Raw genomic sequence first — 20,250 nt, forward strand, 5'->3', positions numbered from 1 at the left:
ATGACCGCTCGTTCTTCTGCCCGGCTTGCGGTCTTGCCCACGCGATCAAATCAAATCACGCGATAGCGGAAGAGTATTCCCGCCTCTCGGACCTGTATAGGAGAACAAAACGGGAAACCTGTCCGAATGCCGTCTGCGGCAATCATCGGCTCCCGATAGGCCTGATGCCGTCCGCCTACAGACTGTTCGGGAAGACCGCGAAGGGCGATGCCCGCTATCAATGCAAGGCCTGTCGCAAGACCTTTTCCATCGGGCTTCCCACCAGGCGGCACAAGAAGACGGACAAGACGGGCGCCATCATGCGCGGGCTGGTGAACAAGATGGCCATGAGCCGGCTATGCGAAACAGCGCAGGTCACCTTTCCGCACATCCATTCCAAGATAGATTTCCTCTTCAACCAATGCCTGGCCTTCGCCGGAGAGCGGGAAGCGCGGCTTCACCAGTGCTTCGACGGCAAGGAGCCCTTCTTCTCGACCGACGCCCAGACAATCCTTGTGAACTGGCCGATCAAGAACCGGCGAGGAACAGTCCCGCTCCTTCACATGGCGACCGTTCACAAATCATCGCAGTTCGTGGTGGCGGCAACCATCGATTACGACCCGGATGTCGACCCGGACGAGCTGGAGAAGGCCATGGACGCCGCGGGCGACTTCGCCAGGCCCCGGTCGATGCGCCGGTTCGCGCGCCTCTGGCCAGCGAGCGAATACCGGGCATCGGTCGTGAAACGCTTGCCGCACATCTTCACGAGGGAAGACCTGGCTGCTGGCGGCAAATACGAACTGCCCGGCCGGGGCTCGCGTGTGCGGGGCGACATCTTCCACTACGCCCATATGATGCTCGTCAGGAAGCTGGTCGGACGCTCGTATCGCGTTGCGAATTTCTGCGTCGATGCGGAATCGGGACTTGCAAATGCAATCGCGGCGCTTTTGGTCGATGAGGTGAAAGCCGGCAAGGTCAATATCGCGGAGATTTCATTCTCGAAAGGCCTGACCAACGATGAGCGGGCGGCACTGGCGGTTGAAGGCCGCAAGCGCTACCGCGAGGAGCTGAAGCGCTTCGCGGCCGAGATTGCGCAAATCCAGGTCGAGTATCCCGATATCGAAGACGAGGAAGCGCTTGCGGTCCACATCCTTCGCCTCACCTGCGGCCCGGGTCCGCAACCGGCGCGCGGCAAGATGCTGGCGACAATTGGCCTGGACTGGCCATATCATTCCAAGGCGGAGCCGGAAAAGACCATCCGGCTGAAAACGGATATCGGCCTGATGGACTGGGACGGACTCGCGAAGTTCATGACGCGCGCAAGCATCCATCCGGTCGACGCCTATTTCAACCTTGCCCGCCGCCGCATCGCGGGCTTCGAGCGCGGCCTTCCCACGGCCTCGAACAGGCAGCGCATCTGGCACGCCTACAGCTTCTACAATCCCGAGATGGTGCCCAAGCTTGCGACGATCCTGCGCTTCTATCACAACTACATGCTGCCGCGAGGCAAAGAGAAAGCGACGCCGGCGATGAAGCTCGGGTTGGCGAGAGGCATTGTCTATGAACGCGATCTGTTCGGTTTTGGATAACAGGTGCGATAAGCACTACCCGGTTGATCAGGGCTCGGGCACTATGCTGCCGCCGGTCTATCGCAGGTTTGAATCTTCCATTCTCCTCGCGGTGACAGGTGCTCGATTCACTGTGGGAGGGAATATATCGTGTCGGCGCTGTCGAGTGTTGGCTATGGGGTGCCTCGCAACCTGGTTTTTATAGGAGAGGATTAGAGGAACTCAAAGACTGCGACGGCGAGAAATACGACACCAGCGCCTCCTTCGAGCGATCGCGTCGCCCGGTCAATAAGCACAGGCTGTTCCGCAATAAATGTCAGAAGGTCTTGCTGCGCAAAAATACTTGCCCATGCGACGAAGCACAGGGTCACGACCACGTCGATCATCATGATGGCGGCGAAGGCGAGCCCCGCTCCGGGCGTCTCGCAGGATACCGAATACGTCATGACGAAGAGAGTGAGCGAACAGGGAACGAGGCCGGCAATCGCTCCGACGGCGATCCTCCTGCCGCAGGGGCAACCGGGTCGAAGCGCAGGTCGCCCGCTACCAGTTCGTTTCAACTTTTTCCGGCTTCGCACTTAAATCTAAGGCTCCAGACGAAATATGTCCGGAACCGGAGATTTAGCGCGGAACTGGAAGAAGGTAGTGGTGCGAAACGACAATCGGAAAACGGCCTTGCCTGTCGATATCGCCGGGGTCTTCCAGACCGTTCATCCGAATTCCATTGATGAAAGCGAAGAGCCCACAATGCCGGGGTAGTGGCTGCTTGAGAGACAGGACCCTCAGCCTGCTGCCAATCTTTCAATGAGCCAGAATAATCGGAGGCCCGCGCGAAGTTTGGCGATTCCGTCGGGCCAATTCCTTGTTTGCCCGCCTTGTAGGCGTTTTTCGGCACCGAGGGGATTAACGGGCCATAAACCAGGACAGATCGGACGTCTTGAGCAATTCTCTGGTCACGCCGCCCAAAACGCGCTGGGCAAGGGGACCGCGACTGTAAATTCCGGCGACAATCATGTCCGCGTTCTCCCGCTGTGCATGGCCGATGAGCTCGGCGCAGACGTCTTGCTCCGAATGCGAAAGGTGCAGGTGGCTTGCCGTCACATCATGCCGGCATAGATGTTCGGCAACCGCTTCGAGTTGTGCAACGGTTGTCTCGTTTCCAACCCCGACGACGGTCACCTTGTCAGCGCGCTTCAGGATAGGCAATGCGTCATGTAAAGCGCGACGTGCCTGCGGGCACCCTTTCCACGCCACAAGAACGCTGGAAAAGCGACCTGTCACTGAGGCGGAGCCTAGTCGTAAAACGGGCGCGCCAGATCCTAGCGCGAGATTTGCCGGCTCGGGCGCAACGTTACCATGGCCTTCGGCTGCGCTCGTGATCAGGAGATCGGCGGTCAAGAGATGCTCACCCAACACTGTGGTCGGATCACCGACTCCCGAACACCATTCAACGTTAATCGACGTATCCTCGAAAACGCGATCGAAGGCGGCGCGCGTGACGTATAGCGCCTCCTGCATCTGCCTCTCGGCGATGAGCCTGTTCCCGGCAAGCACATCTGCGGCAGTTGTGACCGGCCAAGCATAAGCGACGACGAACAGCCTTGCGTCAAATGCGATGGCCATTTCACGCGCCAGTTCAAGCGTCCGCGGAATGTCGTTTCTGGGGCAAGCATCAACGACAATGTCACGAAAACTCATGGAATTGACTCCTGTGCCAAAGTTTTTCTTGCCCGAAGATTCCCATGTTCCGACACGCATCAGTATGGAAATCTGTGTAACGGTCCCGCATTCTCGCTTCAGGCTTGGCATGCGTGTGGCCTGTCTCTGATCAGTGGTCGCTCAGCCTCATACTTCTTTCCGGTATGCGAGCAGCCTCAGCGCATTGAACACAACGAGCAGCGTCGATCCCTCATGGACAGCGACAGCGGCACCGATGCCAAGGCCCATGATCGTCAACGGAACTAGCAGCGCAACCACGCCGAGGCTCACGATCACATTCTGCAGGACCACGGCCCGTGCGGTCCGGCTCAGCCCCACCGCAAAAGGAAGATGAGAGAGATCATCGGCCATGAGCGCCACGTCCGCTGTCTCCAGGGCAACGTCGGAGCCGGCCGCGCCCATGGCGATGCCGACCGTCGCTGTCGCCATGGCGGGCGCGTCATTGACGCCATCGCCAACCATGGCGACTTTGCCTTCGGATCGGAGCTTCTTGATCGCCTCGACCTTGTCCTGCGGCATCAGATCGCCCCATGCCTCGTCTATGCCAACCTGACCGGCAATGGCCTCGGCAACCTTTTGATGGTCGCCAGATATCATGATCAGCCGCTTGATGCCGAGTTCGTGAAGGCGGGCGAGCGCGATCTTCGCGGCCTCGCGCGGCGTATCCATCAGCCCGATGGCGCCGATGTCGCGGTCGCCGCGCCGGACCACCATTGTCGTTCGGCCCCCCTCACGCAGCCTCGCGATAGTCTTCTGCATGGCATCCGACAGTGGCGCGATGCCCTCGGCCCCGAACATTTCCGCCTTGCCGATCAACACAGTTTCGCCACCGACGCGCGCCGACACACCACGTCCGGTCAGGCTGTCGAGGCCGTCCGCCTCCGGCACCGGCTTGCCGCCCAGCCGCTCGCGTCCATCCCGCGCAATGGCGCGGGCGAGCGGATGGTCGCTGAGGCTTTCCACGGCAACCGCGACCGCCAGCAATTCATTTTCGGTCACGCCATGAGCCGGCACGATATCGGTGATCCGCGGGGTTCCGGACGTCAGCGTGCCGGTCTTGTCGAAGGCAATCGCGGTCAGGGATCCCAGATTTTCCAGCGGAGCGCCGCCCTTGACCAGCACACCGCCGCGCGCGGCCCGCGCGACGCCGGAGAGAACCGCGCTCGGGGTTGCGATCGCAAGCGCGCAGGGGCTGGCGGCGACCAGAACCGCCATGGCGCGATAAAAGGTGTCGCGGAACGGTTCGTCGATCACCAGTCCGGCGAACAGTAAAATGACCGCCAACGCCAGTACCACCGGCACGAAGATATGCTCGAATTTGTCGGTGAAGCGCTGCGTCGGCGATTTTTGGGTCTCGGCCTCGCTGACCATCTTCACGACCTTTGCGAGGGTCGTGTCGGAAGACTTGCGCGTAACTTCGATCTCGATAGCGCCATTGCCGTTGATGGTGCCCGCGAAGACGCGGTGGGCCGCATTGACCTTGTCGGGATTGGCCCGCGCCGCGTCCGCATCGCTCACCGGCCGCTTGTCCACGGGGATGCTTTCGCCGGTGACCGGCGCCTGATTGACGCTGCTGACGCCCTTGATCAGGAAACCGTCAGCGGGTAGCCGCAAATCCGGCTTGACGATCACGATGTCGCCGACGGCGAGATCCTCTACCGGTACCTCTCGCAATTCGCCGTCGCGCCGTACCAGTGCGGTCCTTGGCGCGAGCTTCGCCAGAGCCTCGATTGCCTGCTTCGCGCGTCCCATGGCGTAGTGCTCAAGGGCATGACCAAGGCTGAACAGGAACAACAGCAGAGCCCCCTCCGCCCAGGCACCAAGGACAGCGGCGCCGGCCGCCGCCACCAGCATCAGGGTGTCGATCTCAAACTTCTTCAGGCGCAGGTTCTCTATCGCCTCACGCAAGGTGAAGAGACCGCCAAAGAAATAGGCACCGAGATAACAGGCGAAGGGTAGCCAGGCCGGGACCGTCAGAAGCTTCCCGATGAGATAGCCCCCGGCGAGCAGAGCACCACAAAGCAAGGAAAAGATCAGCTCGGTGTTCGCTCCGAATGCGCCGCCTTCGTGATCATGACCGGCATGCTCATCCGCCCGGGAATCCCTTTCCGGCCTTGCGCCGCCGGTTTGCAACTTGTCGAGTTTGCCCTTGAGTGTCGCCTCGGATGTGGCTGATCTATCGAACTCCACGCGCACGGTGCCGGTGGCGCTCGCTTCAGCCTCTATCACGCCGTCGAGCGTTCTCAGCCGTTCGGCAATGGACCGCGCTCGCCGCTGGTGCGGAATATCAAGCTGCCAGACCGCGTGCCCATACCGTTCCGAGATCCTGGCGCCCGCGGCGGCGATCAGGTCGCGGATACGCGGCAGCGGCAGGATGTCAGGATCGTAATGTATGCAAAGCCGCGCCGGTTCGCCGTCCACGCCCGCCACGACATGCGCGTCTTCCACTCCTTCCTTCCCCGCAATCTGCTCAATCAGGATCTGGACGCAGGCGTCGGCGGCGGTGTTGACCTCCGGCAACAGGATCGGAATGTCCAGGCGAAGTTTCTCGGTCATGCTTGCCTATCCTCTTGCCAGCGCGGGTTCGGGTTCTTAGAAGCAGGTCCAATGTGATTCAATCGACCATTGTTGATCCAGACGAGCCAGGCGATTGATTTTCTTTTCATTCCGGATCCTCGGAGAAGCGTCGAAAGATGCCCCCCGGCCGGGACACGGAAGCCCGGCCGGGGGTGCCGCCATCGGGTCCGCACGGACCCGTCAGGCTGCTCGTTCTTCTTCGTCCCGCGCATGGGCGAGGCGGTAGATCGCGGGCAGCACGAGCAGCGTGAGGATGGTGGAGGACAGGATGCCGCCGATCACCACCGTGGCGAGCGGGCGCTGCACCTCCGCGCCCGCGCTTGTCGCCAGCGCCATAGGCACGAAGCCGAGCGAGGCAACGAGCGCCGTCATCAGCACCGGGCGGAGCCGCGTCATGGCCCCCTGCCGGATCGCTTCATCGAGGGGAAGACCCCGCGCCCGCAGGTTCTTGATGAAGCTGATGATGACGAGGCCGTTCAGCACCGCGACGCCCGAGAGCGCGATGAAGCCGACGCCCGCCGAGATCGAGAGCGGCATGCCCCGAAGCGCCAGCGCCGCGAGCCCGCCCGTGAGCGCGAGCGGTACGCCCGAGAAAACGAGCAGCGCGTCCCTCGCCGTGCCGAGGCTCGCGAAGAGCAAAGCGAAGATCAGCACCAGCGCTGCGGGCACGACGATGGAAAGCCGCTTCGCCGCCGAGACGAGCTGCTCGAACTGCCCGCCCCATTCGAACCAGTAGCCGGGCGGCAATTGCACCTGCGCCGCCACGGCAGCCCGCGCCTCGTCCACGAAGGAGCCGAGGTCGCGCTCGCGGATATTGGCCGTCACCGTGATCCGCCGCTTGCCGTTCTCGCGGCTGATCTGGTTCGGTCCGGGCGCGAGGGCGATCTCCGCCACCTCGCGGAGCGGTACGACGCGCGGCATGCCTTCGCCGAAGGGTGAATAGGAGGCAGGCGCGAAACGGTCCTCCGCTTCATGTGCCGGCGGTAGCGGAATCGGCAGTTCCCGCAGGCGGTCCATATCCTGCCGGAGTGTCTCAGGCAGGCGCACGAAAACGGGCGTACGCCAATCTCCTTCATAAAAGGTACCTGCCCGCGCGCCGCCTATCGCCGCCTGCACGACCGTCTGTATCTCCGCGACGGAGAGCCCGAAGCGGGCCGCCACATCGCGCTTCACCTCGATGGAGAGGACGGGAAGCCCCTCCACCTGCTCCACCTGCACGTCGGTCGCGCCTTCGATCCGTTGAACGATAGCGGCCACCTCGTTCGCAGAGGCGAGGAGCTTGTCCATATCGTCGCCGAATATCTTGATGCCGACATCCGAACGGACGCCCGAGATGAGCTCGTTGAAGCGGAGCTCGATGGGCTGCGAGACCTCGTAATTCGCTCCCGGTATGGCGGCGAGCTTCTCGTCTATCTCCTGCAGAAGCTCGGCTTTCCGCTTGCGCGGGTTCGGCCAGGAGGAGCGCGGTTCGATCATCACATAGGCGTCCGAGATGCTGGGCGGCATAGGGTCGGTTGCAACTTCCGCCGTGCCCGTCCTTGCGAAGACCTCCCGCACTTCGGGAAGCTCGATCAGTGCCCTTTCGACCTGTTTCTGCATCTCCACCGATTGCGTAAGGCTCGTGCCCGGCATGCGGAGCACCTGCACCGCAACGTCGCCCTCGTCGAGCCTCGGGATGAACTCGGTGCCGAAGCGCGTCGCGCCGAGCGCGGCCACGAGCACGAGCGCCGCCGCCGCGATGGCGATTGTCTTCTGACGGCCAAGCGCGAAGCGAAGTGCTGGCTGGTAACCCTTCTGCGCCCAGCGCATGATGAGGCTCTCCTTCTCCTCCACATCGCCGCGCACGAAAATGGCGATGGCCGCCGGAACGAAAGTGACCGCCAGCGCCATTGCCCCGAGAAGCGCGAGGACGACCGTGACCGCCATAGGCGTGAACATTTTTCCTTCCACGCCGGTCAATGTGAGGATCGGCAGATAGACGACCGTGATGATGAAGGAGCCGAACATGGCCGGCGTTATCACCTCGCGCGTCGCGTCCACCACCACAGCGAAGCGTTCGTCGAGGCCGAGTGTGCGCCCCAGATGCTTCCGTTCTTCGGAAAGACGTCTCAAGCAATTCTCTGTGATGATGACGGCGCCATCCACGATCAGGCCGAAGTCGATGGCGCCGAGGCTCATCAGGTTGGCGCTGATGCGGTACTCCACCATGCCCGTCACCGCGATCAGCATGGAAAGCGGAATGACAGCGGCGGTGATGAGCGCCGCCCGGATACTTCGCAACAGCATGAAAAGGACAACGATGACGAGCACCGCGCCTTCCACGAGATTGTTACGGACGGTGGCGATGGTCTTCTGGACGAGATCGGTGCGGTCGTAGAGCGTTTCGATTGTCACGCCGTCGGGCAGGTTTCGCTCGATCTGCTTCAGCTTGCCGCGAACGGCGCTTGCCACTTCGCGGCTGTTCTCGCCCATCAGCATCACAGCGGTGCCGAGAACGGTTTCCTCGCCGTCATGCGTCGCCGCGCCGGTGCGGAGCTCCTTGCCGAAGGTCACTTCCGCGACATCGTGGATATAGATTGGCCTGCCATTATGCGTGCCGAGCAGCACCTCGCCGAACTCCGCCGCATCGCCAAGCTGGCCCGGCAGGCGGATCAGATATTGCTCTCCGTTCCGCTCGATATAGCCCGCGCCCTGATTGACGTTGTTGTCCTCGAGCGCCTTCGCGACATCGGCGAAGGAGAGATTGAAGGAGGTGAGCCGGTAAGGGTCGGGCACGACATGGATCTGCCGCTCATAACCGCCGATGGCATTTACCTCGACCACGCCCGGAACGGTGCGCAGTTGCGGACGCACCATCCAGTCATGGATCGCGCGCAGGTCCGAGAGCGTATAGGGCACGCCTTCAGCATTGCGCGCATCCGGAGCGGCCTCCATGCGGTACATGTAGATTTCGCCGAGGCCGGTCGAAACCGGGCCCATGGCCGTTTCGACGTCGGGCGGCAACTCGCCGGAAACGGCCTGAATACGTTCGCCAATCAACTGCCGCGCGCGGTAGATGTCCGTGCCGTCCACGAAGACGACCGTGACCTGCGACAGGCCGTAGCGCGAAAGCGAGCGCGTGTAGTCGAGGCCGGGCAGGCCGCCCATCGCCGTTTCCAGCGGAAAGGTGATGCGCTGCTCCACCTCGACGGGAGAATAGCCGGGCGCGGAGGTGTTGATCTGCACCTGGACATTGGTGATGTCCGGCACGGCGTCGATCGGCAGGCGCGTGAAATTATAGGCGCCGAAGCCCGCGACGAAGGCGACCGTCAGCAGCACCAGCCAGCGGTGCCTGACGCAGAAGGAGACGATTGCAGGTATCATGTTTCATCTCCTCAATGCGAATGCGCGGCGGCGTTCTTGCCCGCCTCGGCCTTGAGGAGGAAGGCATTGCCCGCGACATAGGATGCGCCTGCATCGAGCCCTTCGAGGATTTCGATGCGGACGCCGTCGCTCCGGCCGGTCTTCACCGGCGCCCGCTCGAAGGAGCCTTCCTCGCCCGGCACATAGACGAATGCCGCCGCACCGTCATGGAGGATCGCCTCGCGCTTCACCGTCACCGGCGCCGCTAAGGGTTCCTGCATCACCGAGGCCGTAACAAAAAGTCCGGGCTGAAGATGGCCCTCCGGGTTCGCGACCGTCGCGCGGGCGAGTACGCTCTGCGTGTCCTGCGCGGCGATAGGCGACACATAGGAAATCACCGCCTCGACCTCGCCGCCGCCATTCTCCGATGGAAAAACGACACGCTGTCCCTCGCGGATGAGGCCGGCATCGTGGCGATGAACCTGAAGATCGAGCCAGACGGTCGAAAGATCGGCGACGACCATCAGCGGATCGTCCGTTCCCGCGAACTGGCCGGGCACGACATTTCCGAGGATGACGCGCCCGGAAACGGAAGCGATGAGCGGATAGGCGCGCAGGCTCTCGTTGCTTTCAATGGTCGCCAGAATGTCTCCCCGCTCCACGCGGTCGCCAAGGCGCTTGTTCACACCGATCACGATCCCCGGAAAGCGCGGCACGACATGGACAAGCCTGTCGAGATCGGGCCTGACGATACCGAAAAGATTGAGCGAGGGGCGGAGCATGCCCGGCCCCGCCTCGGCGATTTCCAGCCGTGCGTTGCCGATCTGCGCAGGCGTCAGCGTTACATGACCATCTTCATGCTCGTCATGCTCGTCGTCATGGCTGTGCCCGTGGCCGCTCTCGTCATGTCCATCCTCTTCGTCGTGGCCGTGACCGTCATGGGCGTCCTCGCCATGAGCGTCGTGCTCCTCTTCGCTTTCACTCCCATCACGATGGTCGTGATGTTCCTCCACGGCCTTGTCGCCGCCATGGTCATGATCGCGGTCGCCCTGTGCCAGGGCGGGCGATATGGCGAGGGCGACAGCCAGGCCCGAAGCGAGCAACCGGCGCGCCAGGATTTCCGTCTTGATCGTTTTCATTGTGCATCTCCTTCGGCCGCTTCTTCCTTGCCGGAAAGGCCGGTCAGAATTTCGATGGAGGCCAGCGCATTACGGCAGGCGAGAAGGGCCTCCGTTTCCTGCATCCGGCTGTCGGCGCTGGTCTGCAGCGCATCGAGAAGATCGAGTACGCCAAAACGGCCCGCGAGATAGCCTTCGCGGATTGCGGCGGATGTTTTTGCCGATGTGGGGACGACCGATCTGCCAAGCCGCTCCGCTTCACGGCAACGGCTGCTGTAGGTCTGATGCGACTGTTGCAATTCGCGGGCGAGTTCCACCCTCGTTCGCCGCGCATCGAGATCGGCTTGCACGACGCGGCTCGATGCGGCGTCGATATTGCCCTGATTGCGGTCGAAGACGGAGATAGGAATGGAGACGGAGAAGAGGAACGCGCTTTCGTCCGTTCCTGCGAAATGGCGGGCGCCTGCGCCCAGCGTCACATCCGGATAGGCATTCGACTTTTCCAGGTCGAAGGCCGCGCGGCGCACACTCACGGTCTGTTGTCCGCCCAGCACCGCCGGATGGCTGTCGAGCATGGCTTCGAGTTCGTCGAGGCCGGGAAGCGGCGTTGCCGGAACGGCGAAAGCGCCCTCGGCGCGTAACGGACGATAGGCGCTCTCCGACCAGAGGGCGAGCAGTGTTTGCTGTGCCGTGCGCAACTCGGCCTGTTTCGTCCCCGCCCTGATCTCGGCGAGATCGAGTGCGAGCAATCCGCGATTGAGATCGGCTTCTGAAGAAGCTCCCCGTTCGAAGCGCTGACGCAGCGCCGGCACGAGGCCGCGGACCCGCTCCGCCGCGGCCGAAGTCGTTTCCGCTTCTTGCTGTGCGGCAAGCAATCCGTTGAAGGCATGCGTTACCGCCTCGCGCAGGCGGCGCTCCACAACATCTCTTTCTGCGGCGGCGACCGCTTCCGAAAGGCGGGAGAGACGCTTCCTGTTTTCGCGCTTGCCGCCCGTTTCGATACGCTGCGTGAGGCCGAGCGTGACATCCGCCTCCTCCGTGCCGCGATAGAGGCCGGAGCCGAGCACATTCTCGACTTCGAGGCCGAGTTCGGGATTGGGCGGAAGCCCCGCTTGCCGCGCTTCTGCGGTTCGTTCACCGATTGCCTCGAAAGCGATGCGCGCCTGCGTGTTCTGCGACAGCGCGATGGCGATGGCTTCGTCGAGCGTTACCGATGCCGTGTCCGACGCGAACACCGGCATCGCGAGTCCCGCCGACAGAAAAATGCCGGACAGGGCTCTCCGCCAAGGGCGGAATGAACCTTTCATGGATCACCTGTAGATAAAAGACATCGGGCGTCCCCGGACGGGAACGCGTTCAGGCTCAGGCGATCGCTATTTCTGGAGGGGGACCTTCGGGATAAAGCAGCCGGCTTGCAGCACTTTCGTCACCGGAAACGGGAACATGGCTCGTCGCGAGCGTCACCAGGAACTCGCTTCGGGGCACAAGCACGACATGCTGGAGAATGTGGCAGACATCGCAGATCGAGCCGGAAGTGGAATCCGCAGCGCGCTCCGTTCCTGTCGCATGAACGATGGCCTCGTTCGCCTCACCATAGAACGAGTCGGCGGATGCGCCAGCGGACAGGCACCCCCACAAAAGGCTGACGACAATGAGCTGGGCGAGGAAACGGGACATCATGCGATACTGACCAATTCTCGCGAAATTTCAACCCGTTCAGCCGAACGTTGCGAAAAGCCACATATGGAACCCGGGAGCGCGTTATCAACCTGAATGCGTGAAGGACATACCGGTGTGGGAGACTACGAGCCTGCTGTTGATAGCGACTCGATGATTCTGCAGTCGGCAACTATCCCGCATTCGCACCGATCTATAATCCTGTCGAGTTCACCCTTGAGCGCGATAAGGTCGCTTATCTTTCTCTCGACCTCGTTTCGACGTTCCCTGGCAACTGCATCGACGGCCGCACAGGACTGGCTGCGGTCGTCGGCGAGCATCAATAGCGTCCTGACCTGGTCGAGCGAGAAGCCGAGGTCGCGGGCACGCCTGATGAAGCTCAACCGGTCGAGATGTTCCTGTTCATAGGCACGATAATTGCCGTCGGTGCGCGAAGGTTCCGGCAAGAGACCGTTCTTCTCATAGAAGCGGATCGTCTCGACTTTGGTGCCCGTCTGCCGCGCCAGATGGCCGATTGTCAGGATTTCCCGGTTCATCGCTTGACCCTGTAGTTACTACAGGGTCTATCTAGTGCGTCACATCGAGTTTGTCGAGGTGACATCATGGCGGCGACACGCCCCTACAAGCTGTATATCGACGGCATGGATTGCGCCGCCTGCGCATTGAAAATCGAAAAGGCGATGTACCACCTGCCCGGCGTGAGCGATGTCGATGTCAGCCATGCAAACGGAACGCTTGCGCTGCAACTGGATGAGGATCGTACCGCATCGTTCCTCATAGAGGAGAGAGTTCGATCGCTTGGCTACATCCCATTGGCCGGTCATGTGGAGCCGGAAGCGAGAATACCCCGAAAGCGCGCCAGGGAGCCTTTGTGGAAGGGGCGCAAGAGCCGACTCGTCCTTTTGACCGGCGCCCTCTTCGCACTTGCCTTCGCGATGGCGCAGATCTTTCCCGAACGGGAACAATGGCTTTATTCGGGCGCCGCGCTTTTAAGCGTCATTCCCTTTGCGAGGCGCGCTGTTGCCGGAGCAATGTCCGGCTCGCCTTTTACTATCGAGACGCTGATGACGATTGCGGTGCTCGGTGCGGTCGTCATCGGAGAGGCCGAGGAAGCTGCCGTCGTCATTTTCCTGTTCGCGGTCGGAGAGCTGCTCGAAACCGTCGCGGCCGGCCGGGCGCGAGCGGGCATCAAGGCGCTGATCGACCTCGTGCCGCGCGTGGCGTTTTGCGAGCGTAACGGCACGGTCGAAAAAGTCGCGGCGGAAGATCTGGTTGTTGGCGATGTCGTCGTAGTGCGGCCCGGCGACCGTGTTCCTTCCGACGGCACGGTGATCGACGGCATATCGGAGGTCGACGAAGCGCCAGTGACCGGCGAGTCCGTGCAGGCACTCAAGAAAGCAGGTTCGACGGTCTATGCCGGCAGCATCAACGCCAATGGCGAGCTGCGTGTCTCGATCGACCGTGTCACGTCCGACAACACGATTACACGCATCATCCACATGGTTGAGAAAGCCCAGGAATCAAAGGCGCCGACCGCGCGCCTGATCGACCGCTTCAGCCGGTGGTATACGCCGGGTGCAATGGTTGTGGCGGCTCTGATCGTCATGGTTCCACCACTCGCCTTTGACGGCGACTGGATGACGTGGACCTATCGGGGACTTGCCACGCTGCTGATCGCCTGCCCCTGCGCACTCGTCATCTCGACGCCCGCGGCAATCGCCTCGGGCCTTGCCGCCGGAGCGCGGCGGGGATTGTTGATCAAGGGGGGTGCGGCGCTCGAAACGCTTGGCAAGGTCAGGACCGTTGCTTTCGACAAGACCGGAACGCTGACACGCGGCTGCCCGCAGGTAACGGATGTCGTGCCGGTCATGGGTAGTGAAGATTCGGTGTTGGCGGTAGCGGCAGCGGTCGAGCGCAACACCAGTCACCCGCTCGGTCGCGCGATCGTCGAGGTGGCGGTGATGCGCGGGCTGGACATGCCGGCTACCTTCGGCGGCGGCACCGCAACACCTGGCAAGGCAGTGACGGTGCGGCTAGAAACCGGCTTTGCTTCTGTCGGTTCACCCCGTTATGCTGCGGAGCAGACTGCCATCGCCGCCGAGGTCGCAGAGAAGATCGCGACGCTGGAAAGCGAGGGCAAGACGGTTGTCGTGCTCCTGTCGGAAAAAGCCGTCGAGGGATTGATTGCACTTCGCGACGAACCGCGTGAAGACGCGATGGAGGGCGTGAAGAGGCTGACGGAGCGTGGCATCCGTGCCTTGATGCTGACCGGCGACAACCTGCGCACGGCCAACGCCATTGCGGGTCACCTCGGCATGGAGGCGAGTGCCGAGCTTCTGCCGGACGCCAAGCTCGCCGAAATCAGCCGGCTTAAAGAGGATGGCCCTGTCGTCATGGTGGGAGACGGCATCAATGACGCGCCCGCGCTCGCTGCGGCCTCGGTCGGCGTTGCCATGGGTGTCGGCACCGATGTCGCGCTGGAGACGGCGGACGCCGCACTCCTGAAAAATCGGGTAACGGGCGTCGCCGATCTCATCGACCTGTCGCAGGCGACCCTTGGCAACATCCGGCAGAACATCGCAATCGCGCTGGGATTGAAGGCCGTCTTCCTCGCAACGACTCTTCTCGGCGTCACAACGTTGTGGATGGCGATCCTCGCGGATACGGGTGCTACTGTGCTTGTTACAGCCAACGCGCTGCGTCTTCTTGTTCGCGAGCCATCGAAATAGGTGAGTTAGGAGCTGTGGAAGCCCAGGCGTCCTGCAAGAGACGACGTGCAACAACAGGAAGACATGAGGATGATACCGGAGGTTGTGCATCCCGATGATGGCCGAACGGCGGAGCTTTGGGCGAAGACGTTCGATGTGCTGGTCATCGGTGCCGGGCAGGCGGGCCTCGCCGCGGGGTATCGTCTTGCCGGAACGGGATGCTCCTTTCTGATTGTAGATCGCCAAGCCCGTATCGGAGACAGCTGGCGCGGACGCTACGATTCACTCACCCTGTTTACGCCACGGGCTTTCAGTATGCTCCCGGGGCTCTCTCTCGATGGTGCGCCGGATGGCTATCCAACACGCGATGAGTTCGCCGACTATCTTGAGACCTATGCAGATTATTTTGATCTGCCCGTCCTTTCCGGCAACGGGGTGAAACAACTCCGGTTACGGGCCGGGCGCTTCGAGGCAACGCTCGACGATGGACGGAAAATCGCAGCCAGAGCCGTGATTGTCGCTACGGGTGCCTTCCAGAAGTCCCGGATTCCGCCGGTTGCCGCCGATTTCGACAACACCGTCAAGCAACTGACACCGGACACCTATCGCAATCCCGGTGATGTTCCGCGAGGCGCTGTCCTGGTGGCTGGAGACGGAGCGTCGGGGCGCGATATTGCCGCCGAGCTATCGGTGACCCACAATGTCGCGCTTGCAACGGGCCGGAGACGCCGGCTGTTTCCCGAACGCATCCTCGGCAAAAGCACATGGTGGTGGTTGAGGATTCTCGGATTGATGAAAGCGAAACCGGGCTCGCTTGCGGGCCGCCTGATGCGCCGCACCGACCCCTTCCCCGACCGGGGGCGTAGTCTCGACGATTTACGGGTCCTGGGTGTCGCGGTTGTCCCCCGCCTCGTCGGTGCCGATGGCCGGACCGCATTCTTTGCCGATGGATCGACGCGGGAGTTGAACTGTGTCATCTGGTGTGCCGGCTATCATGGCGACAACGCATGGCTTGATATCCCCGGCACGAAGGATCCACACGGCCGCTTCCAGCACGAAGGCGGACGAACCTCCGTCCCCGGTCTTTTTCATCTTGGCTTGCCCTGGCAACGCAACCGTGCCTCTGCGCTCGTGATGGGAATAGAAGAAGACGCGGCGGAAATCGTCGCATTCGTTCGAGACTATCTGAATGTACCTATGACCCAAACTCAGGTTATTCGACCGGGTTGAGGTGACCTGTTTCTATGTCTTGTGGGTCTTGGGGTGTGGCTTTCCCATAGCAATTGCACGAGCACTCCGAGTCTCTGCGTAAACTTCGGCATCGATACCCGCGCCATCAAATCCCCCTGGCGAGACTGGCGACGGCCTGAGGATCCCGTCCCTCGATCAGCCACTGCCTCGGCGTCATGGGTTCTTCGGATTCGTCGACGAGATCGGGTTGTTCGCTCTCGAAGAAACCGGCGATCTCGATCGGCAGGGCCGTTTCCCGGATTGCCTTCAGAACGATGGCAAGCCCGGGCAACTCGCTTTCCCCGGCAAACTGGAATGACGGAATGAGCCACGCGTTCGCTCTTTTGACACCGATCAGCGTCCGCTCAGAGAGGTGCTGGCGCAGCCGGCGGCCGGAAATACCTAGAACCCTCGCCGCCTGCGCCGGCGACAGCGCTGTTGCGAGGAGAGTGCCCTCGAGAATGGCCGTCCGCACGATCGGACGATAGAACGTCCCGGAGCGATCGACCGATACACCGACGGATTCGAGAGCTTTCCGTTCGGCATCGGTCAGAGGCTTGTTTTGCTCGCGCCCCGGATCGTATCGCTCCGCTATCGCCTCTGCGGCATCGGCAAAAGACTCCATCAGAACCCTCCGGATATCCGCGGGAAGCCTGTCCAGCTGCTCAGCCAGTCTGGCAGCGGCCTTTTGTTCGGTGCTGGATGCCTTTGACATGGAAGCGCTCCTGCGGCGCTGGGGAATGACATTGCCGGGTTCTTCATGGCCTGCCATTCGGGTGACGGGATAGCGGCGGCTTCTGCGCGCTTGCCGTGCCGATTGCTGTTTTACCGGCGTTCTCCGCCTGCTCTGCGCTTTAATCTGCGGTTCCGGACATATTTTGTCCGGAACCGCAGATTAAATCCCGCCCGGCATCAGGCCTGTATCCATTTCGCCATTGCCGGAGATGGCGATCCGAGCCTGTAGAAGCGGGAGAGAGTTCGGGCCCATCCGAGGTCGGGGGCGAACACACAGAGGTCCGACGTCATGGCTGTCGTCGCTCCGAGAAGGGGATGACCCGTGACCTTTCCCTGCAGCGCGACCACGCCACGCTGGACGAATGAATAATCGTCGATGAAGGGAGCGTCCTCGAGGTCTTCGAATGACGGCAGGACGCCGGCTCTCAGCCATTCGAGATCGACGCAGAGCTCTTTCAGCCGCGCCAGTTCCTCATTCAGGTGGTTCGTTCGCAGAACACCTTCCCGTCCTACATAGATGACCATGTCCGTCCTCCTTGTTGATCGGAGGCAGGCTAAGGGCACCATTAGAACATAACAAGAACAAAAACATGTGCGATATCCCGAGTCAAGAAGCTTCTTCGATGGAAACTCTAAGGATCGCGCCGCTTCCCCAGATGGCGAGGCAGGGAATTTCTTGTCGAGCGCGAGGCTCGGGAGCATCTCTCCGGCAACCAACCCGTCACGGAAACCCGGCCCGCACTGCAACGAAGTGCGGGCCAAGGAGAGAAGTCTCCCCCAGCGTGAGCATGAACGAGTGGGCGTCCCGTCTTTCTGGGGAAACCTTGATGGTCTAAGCGACGATGACGGATTCTCTATCCGATCCGGTGCTGCTCAATCCTTGGGCAAGGCGTAGCGCAGCACCCGAAGCTCAATCCCGTCCTCCAGAAAGATTTCAAGAACCTGGTTGATGAGATCATCGTCGGCACTGAGTTCGACCAGCGCCTGCTCGAACAGCTCGATGTGCATGTCGAGATTCATGCTGGGTGGGCCGTTGAGACAGATCAACCCGGCATGGATGGCGACGTCGGCATACTGGCCCTTGGTGCCTGGCTTATCTTTCGGACCCCGGAAATCCACCGAATTCCTGGTGACGAACGTCCAGTCTCCGCCGAGAATGATCGGCTTCAGCTCCCAGTCTTTCAGGCCGGCGAGCTTCATCCAGACAACGTGGCTGGTCTCGTTATATCCTTTTTTCAATGCCAGCTTCGCCAGTTCGGGACTTAGGCACTCGTCGATCAGAAACTTCATCCCGCCTTCCTGGCTCGAGGAATGCGGCGATCCGTGATAATGACCGAGCCTTCGCAAAGATCGGCGGGAGCGCGTGGGCGACCGCGCAGCGGGTTTGCCTCCGCGTAGATTGTGGCAAGCCTGACTTTTTCGGTATCTAGGCTGGGCCAGGTCGCGAGGATGCGCTCCGTCGAATGGCCGGCGGCTACGGATGCCGCGACATCATAGACCGGAACACGGGTGCCCCGAATGACGGGTGTGCCGCCGAGAATGTCGGGTGAGGTCGTGACCATCTCCCGCGCGGTGGCGAGATCGTCCAGCCGCTCGCTCGCGCCCTTCATGAAGGGCAGCAGGTCGATGGTCAGGAAATCGTCGCGGACGGTCCAATCCTCACGCAACAGCGCAGCCCAAGGCAGGGCGCGGGACCGCGCAAGCCGAGGCTCTGCGGTCCTGATGGCCGACAGGCGCTCTTCCGAGGTCAGGCGCCGGGCGCTCGCGAAATAGAAGGTGATGAGCGAACAGGCGCCGGCCAGGACGTAACGGCCATTGTCGAACGAGACGAAGGCGTCCGGCAGGATGTGTTCGTCGAGAGCACGATTGACGTCGCGCAGGCTCACGCGCGAGACAACGGCGACCTCGCTGACCTTCAGCATTTCCGCGACTGCGGGCATGGGAACCTCCTGATTAAATATTCCGACGCATCGGAATGTATATCAGAGAGTCCGAAATTTCAATCCCTAATCCGGGCATTGTGAGACGAGATGACGAGCTGGCCCGACATCACGTCGGCGAGCATGCGGGCGAACGCCGCCGGTCTCCCCGGCAAGGGTATCACCGCCTTAACCGGGACAGGTATATACGTGGGAGCAAGACGATCCTGATTATCAAGAAAAACATGTAATATATTATATAATTGTCGTTTTGTGGCGGGGGTTGCAAATACTACGCTGCGGCACGAAACAATCCGCTACAGCTCTCTTGGGCAAGCTGGTCGAGTACTGGCCGGCAGGTTAAGAGGAGCCACAAGTTGAGACGGTTGCCTCCACCGTAACCAGATCACACAACAAAAACCCCGCAAAACCAATCGGTTATCGGGGTTTTGTTTTGCATGCACTGTCCCACTTCAACAAAATCAACCGCCTTGCAAGCGGAGGTTCAAATCGGATTTCTGAAATCCCGCAACCAGTTGTGAAACGTAGCGGTGTGCAGATAAGCACCCTGCAGAGGGCAGAAAGGGGACGCTGGCGTTAGAAGGCTACGACAATTCGGGGACCAAAGGGGCTGGGGAACCGGCCTCACAGCCTTTCAACATTTATCATAGGGGCTGGCTCGAAAGGGCCGCCTTTTCTTTTTGCCGGAAATCGGCCTGCGGCGCCTTGACGCAGGCCCCCTCAATATCCACCTACCCTTTGTGTTCAATGCGAACCCCACCGGGAGGACCCCCTCAATGCCTACGGCTGAAATGCTGGACGACCTGCCGAAAGGCGCCTGGATCGCGATGATGGTGATCGGTTTCATCCTCTTCTGGCCGATCGGGCTCGGTATCCTCTTCTACATGCTCTGGAGCGGAAAAATGCAGGGATGGAATCGAAGTGGTATGCGCGGCTGCGGCGCGCAGTTTCGCCGCCACCGGTCGAGCGGCAACACCGCCTTCGACAGCTATCGCGACGAGGCGCTGAAGCGCCTTGAGGAAGAACAGAAGGCCTTCGGCGAATTCATGGAACGCCTGCGCCGCGCCAAGGACCAGACCGAATTCGACCAGTTCATGTCGGAGCGACGCGGCAGCGCGACCGCCAACTGAACCGGCGCGCATGCGAAAGACGAAAGGCGGCTCTCGCGAGCCGCCTTTTTTGTTGCGCCGCTGGAACGCTGGATTAATTCGTCAGCGCGGCCCCGACATCCTGTCTGATGTTCGGATCAGGTTCGACAACCGGCGCCGGCGGCGCGTCGTCGGGGACGAGCGTCAGGCTGACCGTCGCCTGATACTTGTTGTCGGACCCGGTTGCGGAATCGATTGCCCAACCGATACCGCCGCCAATCAGAATGTTACCGAAAGTGGCCGAGTTGACGTCCGACTTGTTGATGAACGTCGCCTTCTGATAGCCCTCTTTCGTGCACTCCACGATGATGTCGTGCTTGGTCTTGTCGATTTTCACAGTGCCGGGCGTCGGATCGATCTTGGCGATCTGCTGGCCGTTGCGATTGAAGACGCAACTCGCGTCGGCTGGACTGGTGTTGACACCCAGCGTCTGCGACGTGCCATCGACCACCGTCGAGCAACCGGCAAGCGCCAGTGCAGCGCCTGCCAGCAATATAATACGTGACATG

At 61.5% G+C, this 20,250-nt stretch carries 17 protein-coding genes; 4 read left to right on the forward strand and 13 right to left on the reverse strand.

The features are described 5' to 3' along the window. Positions 1–164 precede the first annotated feature (164 nt). Positions 165–1,568: a hypothetical protein gene (locus tag KF719_RS01030; RefSeq protein WP_041536096.1), complete on the forward strand. Its 1,404-nt coding sequence runs from the start codon at positions 165–167 to the stop codon at positions 1,566–1,568. Between the two features lie 191 nt (positions 1,569–1,759). Here the strand turns inward: KF719_RS01030 and KF719_RS01035 are convergent, their stop codons facing one another. The 8 genes from KF719_RS01035 to KF719_RS01070 form a co-directional block, all read right to left on the reverse strand. Further along, positions 1,760–1,993, reverse strand: coding sequence for a hypothetical protein (locus KF719_RS01035; RefSeq protein WP_049767825.1), 234 nt, complete (start codon positions 1,991–1,993; stop codon positions 1,760–1,762). A gap of 457 nt (positions 1,994–2,450) precedes the next feature. Then, the gene (locus KF719_RS01040) at positions 2,451–3,356 is read right to left on the reverse strand and encodes a universal stress protein (RefSeq protein WP_293506352.1); all 906 of its coding nucleotides are present in this window, start codon (positions 3,354–3,356) and stop codon (positions 2,451–2,453) included. 36 nt (positions 3,357–3,392) lie between these two features. Next, a complete protein-coding gene (locus KF719_RS01045; RefSeq protein ID WP_012112302.1) occupies positions 3,393–5,822 on the reverse strand; it encodes a heavy metal translocating P-type ATPase in 2,430 nt (809 codons plus the stop codon). A 201-nt stretch (positions 5,823–6,023) separates the two neighbouring features. Further along, on the reverse strand, positions 6,024–9,206 hold the full coding sequence (locus KF719_RS01050) for a CusA/CzcA family heavy metal efflux RND transporter (RefSeq protein ID WP_012112303.1): 3,183 nt from the start codon (positions 9,204–9,206) through the stop codon (positions 6,024–6,026). Positions 9,207–9,217: 11 nt separating this feature from the next. Continuing rightward, entirely contained in the window at positions 9,218–10,324 is a 1,107-nt protein-coding gene (locus KF719_RS01055) for an efflux RND transporter periplasmic adaptor subunit (RefSeq protein ID WP_012112304.1), read from the reverse strand. Then, on the reverse strand, positions 10,321–11,544 hold the full coding sequence (locus KF719_RS01060) for a TolC family protein (RefSeq protein ID WP_012112305.1): 1,224 nt from the start codon (positions 11,542–11,544) through the stop codon (positions 10,321–10,323). Before KF719_RS01060 ends, KF719_RS01055 begins: the two co-directional genes overlap by 4 nt. A gap of 121 nt (positions 11,545–11,665) precedes the next feature. Continuing rightward, on the reverse strand, positions 11,666–11,983 hold the full coding sequence (locus KF719_RS01065) for a hypothetical protein (RefSeq protein WP_012112306.1): 318 nt from the start codon (positions 11,981–11,983) through the stop codon (positions 11,666–11,668). Positions 11,984–12,105: 122 nt separating this feature from the next. Next, a complete protein-coding gene (locus KF719_RS01070) occupies positions 12,106–12,516 on the reverse strand; it encodes a helix-turn-helix domain-containing protein (protein ID WP_012112307.1) in 411 nt (136 codons plus the stop codon). A gap of 66 nt (positions 12,517–12,582) precedes the next feature. On the opposite strand from KF719_RS01070, the gene KF719_RS01075 reads away from it, so the two are divergent. Together KF719_RS01075 and KF719_RS01080 are read left to right on the forward strand one after the other, a co-directional pair. Further along, the gene (locus tag KF719_RS01075) at positions 12,583–14,709 is read left to right on the forward strand and encodes a heavy metal translocating P-type ATPase (RefSeq protein WP_293506356.1); all 2,127 of its coding nucleotides are present in this window, start codon (positions 12,583–12,585) and stop codon (positions 14,707–14,709) included. 69 nt (positions 14,710–14,778) lie between these two features. Then, a complete protein-coding gene (locus KF719_RS01080) occupies positions 14,779–15,918 on the forward strand; it encodes an NAD(P)/FAD-dependent oxidoreductase (protein WP_143710354.1) in 1,140 nt (379 codons plus the stop codon). 106 nt (positions 15,919–16,024) lie between these two features. On the opposite strand, the gene KF719_RS01085 is transcribed toward KF719_RS01080, so the two are convergent. The 4 genes from KF719_RS01085 to KF719_RS01100 all read right to left on the reverse strand — a co-directional run bounded on the left by KF719_RS01085 (position 16,025) and on the right by KF719_RS01100 (position 18,593). After that, entirely contained in the window at positions 16,025–16,633 is a 609-nt protein-coding gene (locus KF719_RS01085; RefSeq protein ID WP_012112380.1) for a hypothetical protein, read from the reverse strand. A 197-nt stretch (positions 16,634–16,830) separates the two neighbouring features. Next, entirely contained in the window at positions 16,831–17,178 is a 348-nt protein-coding gene (locus KF719_RS01090) for a DUF6634 family protein (protein WP_012112381.1), read from the reverse strand. Positions 17,179–17,526: 348 nt separating this feature from the next. Continuing rightward, entirely contained in the window at positions 17,527–17,943 is a 417-nt protein-coding gene (locus KF719_RS01095; RefSeq protein ID WP_012112382.1) for a DUF5615 family PIN-like protein, read from the reverse strand. Beyond that, complete coding sequence (locus KF719_RS01100) at positions 17,940–18,593, reverse strand: DUF433 domain-containing protein (RefSeq protein ID WP_012112383.1); 654 nt, start codon at positions 18,591–18,593, stop codon at positions 17,940–17,942. The genes KF719_RS01095 and KF719_RS01100 overlap by 4 nt, the downstream gene beginning before the upstream one ends. A 776-nt stretch (positions 18,594–19,369) precedes the next feature. On the opposite strand from KF719_RS01100, the gene KF719_RS01105 reads away from it, so the two are divergent. Then, positions 19,370–19,723, forward strand: a complete 354-nt coding sequence (locus KF719_RS01105) for a DUF2852 domain-containing protein (RefSeq protein WP_293506363.1) — start codon at positions 19,370–19,372, stop codon at positions 19,721–19,723. A 73-nt stretch (positions 19,724–19,796) separates the two neighbouring features. On the opposite strand, the gene KF719_RS01110 is transcribed toward KF719_RS01105, so the two are convergent. Then, positions 19,797–20,249, reverse strand: coding sequence for a hypothetical protein (locus tag KF719_RS01110; protein ID WP_293506365.1), 453 nt, complete (start codon positions 20,247–20,249; stop codon positions 19,797–19,799). Position 20,250 lies beyond the last annotated feature (1 nt).

The organism is Parvibaculum sp. (genome assembly GCF_019635935.1).
GTDB lineage: Bacteria > Pseudomonadota > Alphaproteobacteria > Parvibaculales > Parvibaculaceae > Parvibaculum.